General features: G+C 40.9%; 9 protein-coding genes. 7 read left to right on the top strand and 2 right to left on the bottom strand.

All coding sequences use genetic code 11. From position 1 onward, the window contains the following. Positions 1-439 precede the first annotated feature (439 nt). Genes PV763_RS16120 through PV763_RS16140 form a run of 5 tightly spaced genes read left to right on the top strand, consistent with a single transcriptional unit; the run spans position 440 to position 5486 of the window. On the top strand, positions 440-871 hold the full coding sequence (locus PV763_RS16120; protein WP_070153879.1) for a hypothetical protein: 432 nt from the start codon (positions 440-442) through the stop codon (positions 869-871). Between the two features lie 28 nt (positions 872-899). Continuing rightward, positions 900-1172 carry a DUF2933 domain-containing protein gene (locus tag PV763_RS16125; protein WP_420938209.1) on the top strand — a complete coding sequence of 91 codons (273 nt, stop codon included), beginning with the start codon at positions 900-902 and terminating at the stop codon, positions 1170-1172. After that, positions 1169-1819 carry a methyltransferase family protein gene (locus PV763_RS16130; protein ID WP_420938210.1) on the top strand — a complete coding sequence of 217 codons (651 nt, stop codon included), beginning with the start codon at positions 1169-1171 and terminating at the stop codon, positions 1817-1819. Before PV763_RS16125 ends, PV763_RS16130 begins: the two co-directional genes overlap by 4 nt. A gap of 11 nt (positions 1820-1830) precedes the next feature. Then, positions 1831-4206 (top strand): heavy metal translocating P-type ATPase, encoded by a 2376-nt coding sequence (locus PV763_RS16135; RefSeq protein ID WP_004663996.1) that lies wholly within the window; start codon positions 1831-1833, stop codon positions 4204-4206. Next, a complete protein-coding gene (locus tag PV763_RS16140) occupies positions 4203-5486 on the top strand; it encodes an MgtC/SapB family protein (RefSeq protein ID WP_420938211.1) in 1284 nt (427 codons plus the stop codon). The genes PV763_RS16135 and PV763_RS16140 overlap by 4 nt, the downstream gene beginning before the upstream one ends. 39 nt (positions 5487-5525) lie before the next feature. On the opposite strand, the gene PV763_RS16145 is transcribed toward PV763_RS16140, so the two are convergent. Further along, entirely contained in the window at positions 5526-6926 is a 1401-nt protein-coding gene (locus PV763_RS16145; protein WP_005105857.1) for a heavy metal sensor histidine kinase, read from the bottom strand. Then, the gene (locus PV763_RS16150) at positions 6919-7599 is read right to left on the bottom strand and encodes a heavy metal response regulator transcription factor (RefSeq protein WP_420938212.1); all 681 of its coding nucleotides are present in this window, start codon (positions 7597-7599) and stop codon (positions 6919-6921) included. Before PV763_RS16150 ends, PV763_RS16145 begins: the two co-directional genes overlap by 8 nt. A 148-nt stretch (positions 7600-7747) precedes the next feature. Here PV763_RS16150 and PV763_RS16155 point away from each other — a divergent pair, with 148 nt between their 5' ends. Then, a complete protein-coding gene (locus PV763_RS16155) occupies positions 7748-8080 on the top strand; it encodes a hypothetical protein (RefSeq protein ID WP_184413644.1) in 333 nt (110 codons plus the stop codon). Positions 8081-8197: 117 nt separating this feature from the next. Continuing rightward, on the top strand, positions 8198-10021 hold the full coding sequence (locus PV763_RS16160; RefSeq protein ID WP_420938213.1) for a copper resistance system multicopper oxidase: 1824 nt from the start codon (positions 8198-8200) through the stop codon (positions 10019-10021). The last annotated feature ends 53 nt before the right edge of the window (positions 10022-10074 follow it).

The raw sequence follows: 10074 nt of genomic DNA on the forward strand, positions 1-10074 counted from the left end.
AATAGAAGAATTACTGCCACACCGCTGGAAATCCGACCAAAATTAAAAAATAGGCATGGGATTCAGCGGACGCTTACTGTATTTTTTCTTTAAAGGAATAACAGTGTAAATTACATTAAGAATGTGTCTCTAACTAGCCTTGGAGTCATCTAATCATTTCATTTTTATTTTTTTAAGCACATAAAATCATAACAACTTTAATAGTTTTAAAAGATTAATATTAAATAAAATTTTTGTCATCTCAGCATAGACTATATATTTCGAGAAGATCTCAAAATTACATTTTTGTCATTTTTAAAAATAATTAATTAATAGTGCTAAAATTTTTAAGAGAGACAGAGAATAACCAAAAATTTCATCAGTTTAGTAGTCAAATTCCTAGTCTCTGTTCAGTACTAAAACATAGCTTTTACTTCCAAATTATTTAAAGGAAAAAATTATGATGAAATTCAAAAACATTTTTTTGGGCTTATGTATCGCAGCCGCGTCATTGAATACATTTGCACAGCAATCCGATGAACACAAAGATCACCACCCTGAAAAAACAGCACCATCTGCAGTAACAATTAAGCAAACAGTTACCAGCACCACTGCTACAGATAAAATGGCTGCAATGGATCAACACATGAAGGCGATGCAAGCCATGCATGAGAAGATGATGGCTGCAAAAACCCCACAAGAACGTCAGAAACTTATGGCTGAGCACATGAAACTCATGCAAGGAGGTATGAGTATGATGAAACAGATGAGCGGCCAAAGCATGAATGCAAATATGGCTGACCGTCAGCAAATGATGGAAAAACGTATGGACATGATGCAATCCATGATGCAGATGATGATGGACTGTATGCCTCCCTCCACAACTAAATAATTACCCATGAATTAGAGAGGGAAGCACCATGAACCATCAACCTCAAGAACATAATTCAGTACCTAACTTTTGGTCTACACGTTATGCCATCGGCCTATTCGTGATTGGTGGTGTGGCAGCCTATTTTCTCTTAACCGAGCATTTGGCCCATGTCGTTGGTGTTTTACCCTTTTTACTCCTTTTAGCATGCCCACTCATGCATATTTTTATGCATGGTGGTCATGGACATCACCATCATCAACAGAAAAATCCAGACACATCAGATAATAAAAAATCACGCGAACCAGGAGACCGCTCATGAATCATGCGGAATCAGCCTATGGTCTGTGGTGGCTCGTCATCATAAATTCGGCAATTTTCATTATGTTTGCCTTCAGTTTTTTTAAACCCGCCACAGCGCGAGACTGGCGTACTTTTGGCGCTTTCTCTGCTTTCATCATTGCATTGTTTGTCGAGATGTATGGTTTCCCTTTAACAATTTATCTGTTGTCAGGCTGGCTACAAACTCGCTTTCCTGAACTTGACTTGCTGTCGCATAACTCAGGTCACTTATGGTCAACGCTACTAGGCGAAAAGGGTGATCCACATTTTGGCATTCTGCACATCACGAGTTATATTTTTTTGGGCTATGGTTTCTATTTACTATCAAAAGCATGGCAGGTGTTGTACCACGCACAACGTCATCACCAATTGGCAGTAAGCGGACCCTATGCGCGCATACGCCACCCGCAATACGTAGCTTTTGTAATGATCTTGCTGGGGTTTTTATTGCAATGGCCAACTTTACTGACACTGATTATGTTTCCAATCTTACTCTTAATGTACAGCCGCTTGGCAATTAAGGAAGAGGCTGAAATGAGTAAACAGTTTGGCGCTGTCTATGACAGCTATGCTCAACAGACTCCGAGATTTATTCCAAAATTCGGCCATAAAACCACTTTTCCATAAGAGAATTATTTATGTCAGATCAAAAAAATCATAACCAGGACCATATGGCACAGGCTACAACAGACGTACTGAAAGACCCAGTCTGTGGTATGACCGTCACTGAAGAATCGAAATACCATGAGGAATTTAAGGGGAAAACTTACTTTTTTTGCAGTGATAAATGTCAATCAAAGTTTCATAGCAGCCCGGTGCAATATATCGCTAAACCCGCAACGACGACTGCCGATGCACATACACAGCATCATCAGACTGTTCAACACGTTAATGCGGCAAGCACAACAGGTACGACCATCTATACATGCCCAATGCATCCAGAAATCAGGCAAGATCATCCTGGAAACTGTCCTAAATGCGGAATGACACTGGAGCCACTCATTCCTGAATTAGAGGAAGATGAGAATCCGGAGTTACGTGATTTCCGCCGACGCTTCTGGTGGACACTGCCATTGACCATCATCGTGACTTTTTTGGCAATGTTTGGTCATCAAATGAACCTGTTCAATATGGCTGTTCAGAGCTGGATTGAACTGGTGTTGTCACTCCCAATTGTACTTTGGGCAGGTTGGCCATTTTTTTCCCGGGGTTGGCAATCGGTTGTGAATCGCAGCCCGAACATGTGGACGCTGATTGGTTTGGGCACTGGAGCTGCATTTATTTATAGTGTGGTCGCAACCATTGCACCGCAAATCTTCCCAGACTCATTTATTTCCATGGGTCGTGTCGCTGTTTACTTTGAAGCTTCAGCGGTCATCATTTCATTGACCCTACTGGGACAAATATTGGAGTTAAAAGCACGTTCGCAAACTTCTGCTGCAATTAAGTCACTCCTTGGGCTCGCTCCTAAAACAGCTCGCCGAATCCTGCCTGATGGAACTGAAGAAGATGTTCCTCTAACGCATGTCCATGTAGGAGATTTACTCAGAATTCGCCCAGGTGAAAAAGTGCCTGTGGATGGTGTAATCACTGAAGGAAGTAGTTCAGTGGATGAATCGATGCTGACAGGTGAACCTTTACCTATCACTAAACGTATCGGCGATAAAGTCATTGGAGCTACCCTGAATACCAATGGTTCATTGATCATGCGTTCAGAGAAAATTGGTTCAAGTACCATGTTATCCCAGATCGTACAGATGGTGGCGCAAGCTCAACGATCGAGAGCACCAATGCAACGTATGGCTGATCAGGTAGCAGGTTGGTTCGTCATGGCTGTAGTGACCATTGCCTTGCTTACCTTCTTTGGATGGGGACTATTCGGCCCAGAAGAATCAAGCTGGGTTTATGCATTAATCAATGCTGTGGCAGTACTCATTATTGCCTGTCCTTGTGCACTAGGCTTGGCAACTCCAATGTCTATCATGGTTGCGACGGGTCAAGGTGCTACTCATGGTGTGCTGTTTCGTGATGCAGCAGCCATTGAGAATCTACGCAAGATTGACACACTAATCATCGATAAAACAGGTACGTTAACTGAAGGACGCCCTGTATTCGATCGTGTAGTTGCCGCATCAGATTTTGACGAATCTGAAGTATTACGTTTAGCCGCCAGTCTTGATCAAGGCAGTGAACACCCGCTAGCCGAAGCGATTGTAAACGCAGCACACGAACGTGGCCTGTCTCTTGAAACACCAGATAATTTTGAATCGGGCTCAGGGATTGGTGTTCGAGGTCAAGTGGGCGATCGTCAGTTAGCTTTGGGCAACACAGCACTGATGGAGCAATTGGGTATCTCGGTACAATCTCTGATTCCGCAAGCCGAAGAGCTGCGTTCGGAAGGTGCAAGTGTGATGCATCTAGCCATCAATGGTGAATTGGCCGGTCTGCTTGCAGTATCCGATCCCATCAAAAAAAATACCCCAGAAGCACTTGCCACCCTGAAGGAAGCGGGTCTACGTATCGTGATGGCAACAGGAGATGGTCTCACCACTGCCCGTTCAGTCGCAGCACGTCTAGGCATTGATGAGGTACATGGCGAAGTCAAACCCGCAGATAAACTAGAACTGGTCAGCAAATTGCAGAAGGAAGGTCGCATCGTGGCTATGGCTGGTGATGGCATCAATGATGCACCAGCCTTGGCTAAAGCTGATGTCGGTATCGCTATGGGAACCGGGACTGATGTTGCAATGAATAGTGCCCAAGTTACGCTGGTCAAGGGAGATTTACGAGGGATTGCTGTTGCCCGTTCACTTTCGGAAGCTACTGTCGGCAACATGAAACAGAACCTCATGTTTGCTTTCCTTTACAATGCTTTGGGTATCCCTATCGCGGCTGGCGTACTATATCCATTTACCGGTTGGTTGTTGTCACCGATGATTGCCGCCTTGGCTATGAGTTTGAGTTCAGCTTCAGTCATCACGAATGCCCTTCGCCTGCGAAATAAAAAGTTATGATAGAGAGTTCTTTTCTTCCACCAGATGTACCAGGTCTTATTGCAGCACTTGCCATCGGCCTGCTCATTGGTTTAGAACGAGGATGGCACGATCGTGAATTGCCCGAGGGCAGCCGAGTAGCAGGCCTACGTACCTTCACATTGACAGGATTGCTCGGAGGAGTGCTCGGTCATTTACAACCAAACTTCGGGCCTTGGCCGCTGGTCGCGGCCGTATTAGGGCTTTCCTTATTATTAACAGTGTCCTACGCGCGTACCGCAAAACTTTCCGGTAATCTAAGCGCTACCACGACGATCGCGATGCTGTTGACATTAGTTTTAGGTGCATATGCATCCCATGGTAATGTTACTTTAGCATTAACCGCGGCTGTAATCGTCGCTGTATTTTTGGATCTCAAGCCAACCTTACACGGTTGGCTACGCTTGATAGAGCATCGTGAATTAACCGCATCCCTGCAGTTGCTGGTACTTTCTGTCGTTATATTACCCTACTTACCCAATACGGGTCTGGGACCTTTTGCTGCATTAAATCCTTACCAGTTATGGTGGGCAGTGATCCTGATTGCCGGACTCTCTCTGGCAGGTCATTTTGCCATGCGGCTTACCGGTTCAGAAAGAGGCATATTCTGGACAGGTCTATTGGGTGGTTTGGCATCTTCTACAGCTGCAACTGTCGCACTGGCACGCTATACACGCCAGCACCCCGTCATGGTCAGTGCTGCTATTTCTGGAACATTGGCTGCCTGTGGCATCATGTTTTTTCGTATGGTTGTGCTGATAGGCGTCATTGAGCCAGCATTGCTAAGCACTTTTGGTGGTGCAATGATGATTGCGGGAATCCTTCTGCTGGGTATGGCATTGTGGAGACAACGCCAAATTACCAGCGCTGAAAACAACGATCGAACAATAGAAGCAATGGCTCCTTTTGATCTTGGGACAGCATTCAGCTTCGCTGCTTTCCTGGCTGTCATGGCAGTCTTGGTCCCGGCAGCAAAACAATGGTTGGGCACCAGCGGCATCTTCGTATTATCGACTATTTCTGGGCTAGCAGACGTAGATGCTATTTTAGTCTCACTTGCCCGCCTGCATAGTATTGAAGGCTTAACAACAAATGTGGCTGCTGTCGCGCTAGGGCTGGCCACACTGAGCAACATGTTAAGCAAAGCGACAATTGCATGGATGACAGGGGGGGCACAGTTTGGCCGAGCTATCATATTTGGCTACACAATTGCCATGATAGGTGCTGGCGTAGCTCTGGCTCTCAGTTTGAGCTTTATGTAAGGTCAACTCGGGTAAATGGAAGATGTTCAAAAAAATGAGTTAAAATGATTCCCCTTGCATGGATTCACTTTGAAAAACAATGGTAAAAATGATTCGACCATTGAGGGATTCAGCCTGGATGGTCGCCCCAAGCATATCAAGAATAGATTTTGTTATCGCGAGCCCTAAGCCGGTTCCTTCTTCTGTTCTTTGTCTAGATGCATCTGTTCGATAAAATCGATCAAATAACCTGGATAGTTGTTCAGGAGAGATTTCAGGGCCTTCATTTTCAATTGAAAATATTGTGTTATCTAAATTCTGTTGAAGTTTTATGCGTATTGTAGAATTCTTATTTCCATATTTAACTGCATTAGATAATAGATTGCTGAGTGCTCGACGTAACATAGCAGGATCACCTTTGACATTTCCAGATCCTGTTTGTTGAAGCGTCATATTTTTTTCGGCAGCTAGCGCATCATAGAAATCAAATAAGGCTGTAACTTCTTTAACCAGGTCAATATTCTGTAAGTTCTGTAATTTTAGGCCATGTTCTGCTTTTGCCAAGAAAAGCATATCGGATACCATTCGAGCCAAACGTTCTAATTCTTCTAAATTAGAAAATAGTACTTCTTGATAGGTACTGGTATCTCGTTTACGGGCAAGACATACTTGAGTTTGAGTCATTAAGTTATTAATCGGTGTTCTAATTTCATGCGCTAAATCAGATGAAAAATCGGAAAGCCTTTCTAAAGCTGATTCTAGTCTGTCGAGCATATCATTGAAGGCAATTGCTAATGATTTTAGTTCTGTTGGTGTGTGCTCAACTTCTAAACGTTCTGAAAGATGTTGGGCAGAAATGCCTTCTGCGACCTTAGCCATTTTTTGCACGGGTCTTAAACCTCTCCAGGTTGCAAACCAGCCTAAAAACATTAAACAAATCGTACCGGCTAAACCAATGTAAAAAAGTTGACGCTTAAAATCATTTAAAAAATGTAGATGTTCAGATGTATCGATCCCCACAATAATGCGTACAGATTGTATTTCAGTATTTTTGTTTATATCCGTGTTGTAGATCATGCCACGATAGGTCTTATTCTTAATTTTCCATTTAATCCAAGGGTTATTTGCTGACTTGATTAACTGTTGAGTATTAATGATTGAAGATGCTGAACTAAATAAAATCTGACCTGCCGGTCGTTCTATTTGGACCATAAGATCATGGTGTCCAACTAAAGCATCTTTCAAATATAGATCAAGTTCTGGAGAATTTTTAGGATGCTGTTGGAGAAGATTCTGAATAAGCTGGATTTTACCTTCTAATTGGGTACGATCTTGCGTTTCAAAATGATGCATCACTAATTTATGGATGAAAAACCCCATCATAATGAGAATGCATATAGTCGATAATGAGAAAATAATACCAATACGAAAACTGATAGATTTGAATAATTTATTATTCATCTTCTACCTCTAATACATACCCCATTCCTCGAATATTCTGAATTAACTTAGGGGTAAAATTACTATCTACTTTATTTCTTAATCGTTTAATAGCGACTTCAACTACATTTGTATCACTATCAAAGTTCATATCCCAAATTTGAGATGCAATAAGTGCTCTTGGTAGAATTTCACCTCTTCTACGCATAAAAAGCTCCATAAGCGCAAATTCTTTAGCCGTCAGATCAATGCGTTGACCTGCTCGTGTTACCCGACGTTTTCTCAAATCAAGTTCTAAATCAGCAATCTTAATAATATTATTATCTTCTCTTTGTTGCCCTCGTCTAAGGAGCGTTTTTATTCGAGCTAGAAGCTCTGCAAAAGCAAAAGGCTTTATTAAATAATCATCAGCGCCTAACTCTAAACCTTTTACTCGATCTTCGATTTGATCTCGGGCGGTAAGAAAAAGAATGGGCATTGTTTTACCGCTGCTACGAATATCATTGATAATATTCCAACCATTTAGTCCAGGTAACATCACGTCTAAAATAATTAAGTCATACTCTTCAGAAAGAGCTTGATGTTTACCCGTTAACCCATCTGTAACCCAGTCCGTAATATAGCCAGCTTCGGATAAACCTTGCTTGAGATAATCACCAGTTTTTTGTTCATCTTCAACTAATAGTATTCTCATCTCAGAATCCTAAGTTATTCATTAAAACTATAATAACGTTATAAAACATCTGATCGAGATAGATTACAAAAATGTCATTTTCAAGTCACTTAGATGTTCAGTGCTTCACTTTAGTGTAGTAGCAAGAAATTAACTTTTAGAGAAACTTATGAAAACTGTAGTGCGTCGTAGTCTAACAATTTTAATGTGTGCTGGAACTTTAATTGCTGGTACTCAATCTTGGGCAAAAGATGTATCAACCTCAAGTGCCACTAAAACGGTAAAAGCACAGGAACCTTGTACAAAACCTTGTAAAATGGAAAAAGATGACAAGACTCAGCAAGATCATAGTCAACATCAGTCTCCTAACTCATCTGACATGTCAAAAATGGATCATTCTATGATGAATATGGACCATTCTAAAATGGATCATTCTATGATGAATATGGACCATTCTAAAATGGATCATTCAAAGATGAATATGCCTGGTAGCAATAAATAATTTTATAAATAGCGAGAAAGAAGTATTAAAGTTTATACTAAATATTTGCTTTATTACTTCAATCTTGACCTTTCTAAAGGTGAGATAGAATGTCAAAAAATCTAAAGGTGAGATAGAATGTCAAAAAAGTTAAGTCATATACTCTTAATTGGAGTTGGTTTATTTTCATCAACTTGGGTAATGGCGGCAGTTAAAGAATATGATTTAACAATCGCTGAACAAACTGTAAATATCACAGGAAAACCAGTTGAGAGAATTACTGTAAATGGTAAATTCGTTGCACCACTTCTTGAATTTGAAGAAGGTGATGAGGCCGTTATCCGTGTTCACAATAAGTTAAAAAATCAGGACTCTTCAATCCATTGGCATGGCTTATTATTACCTGGAATTATGGATGGTGTACCTGGATTTAACAAATTTAATGGCATTGCCCCTAATAAAACTTATGAATATAAGTTTAAAGTCCGCCAAAATGGTACTTATTGGTATCATTCACATAGTAAAGGACAAGAACAAGACGGTTTATATGGTGCTTTTGTTATTTATCCTAAAGATAAAACTCCACTAACAGCTGCTGAAAAAACCGATAAAGATTACGTTGTTTTGCTTTCTGATTTTCATAATTCGACAAGTGATCAAATTATGAAAAATATTAAAAAAGAAGCAGATTACTATCAGAACCGCCGCGAAACAGTATTCGATGTATTAAAACAAGTTAAACGTGATGGGCTAAAAGCGACTTGGCAAGACCGTTCTATGTGGAATCAGATGCGAATGCTGAAAACAGATATGTCCGATGTGACTGGTTATACATTTTTAATGAATGGCAAGACACCTCAGCAAAATTGGACGGGTAACTTCAAAGCTGGTGAAAAAGTTCGCCTTCGTTTTATTAATGCTTCCGCTATGTCATTCTTTGATGTACGCATTCCAAACCTAAAAATGACTGTAGTCAGTGCTGATGGTCAACCTGTAAAGCCCGTTCCTGTAGATGAGTTCCGTATTGGTACTGCTGAAACTTATGACGTAATTGTGGAACCAAAACAAGCACATTACCAAATTGAAGCTGAATCTATTGATCGTACCGGTTTTTCAGTGGGAACATTACATGAAGAAAGCAGCCCAGCAGTCAAACAAATTGAGATGCCTAAGCCTCGTCCTCGTTCTTTATTGACTATGGAAGATATGGGAATGAATCATGATATGTCTTCTATGAAAGGTATGGATCATGATATGTCTTCTATGAAAGATATGAATCATGATATGTCTTCTATGAAAGGCATGAATCACGATATGTCTTCTATGAAAGGTATGGATCATGATATGTCTTCTATGAAAGGTATGGATCATGATATGCCGATGAATAGCGCTACTGTTAAGGCGGCTTCAGACAAGAATGATAATACCGTATTTGGATGGGCAAATGCTTCAACACCTGAAGGTAATAAAGCATTGCAATATAGTGATTTGCAATCGTTAGATCCTCAAAAAGACACTCGTGCAGCTGAACGTGAAATAGAGATCCGTCTTGGTGGAAACATGGAGCGTTATATTTGGACAATAAATGGTAAAAAATTTAATGAAGCCGACCCACTAGTGGTGAAGTATGGTGAACGTATTCGCTTAAAATTTGTCAATGACAGTATGATGGCTCACCCAATGCACTTACATGGCATGTTTATGCAGCTTGAGAATGGTCAGGATCCAAGCAATATGCCAAACAAACATACGGTAATTGTTCCACCTGGGAAAACGATAACCACTCTACTCACAGCTGATGAGTTAGGTGAGTGGGCTATTCATTGTCACCTGCTTTACCATATGAGTGCAGGAATGATGAATAAACTCATTGTAGCTCAAGTGGAAGATGGTAATTCTACAAAGACTGTTCCTCAGTCCCAAGTAAATGAGAAGGGAGTAAATCCACATGCAAATCACTAAGAATTTCTTCTCAAAAACAGTCTTATCAATTGCATTAATAAGTATATCAAACT

The organism is Acinetobacter sp. AS5, assembly GCF_048957595.1.
Taxonomy (GTDB): Bacteria; Pseudomonadota; Gammaproteobacteria; order Pseudomonadales; family Moraxellaceae; genus Acinetobacter.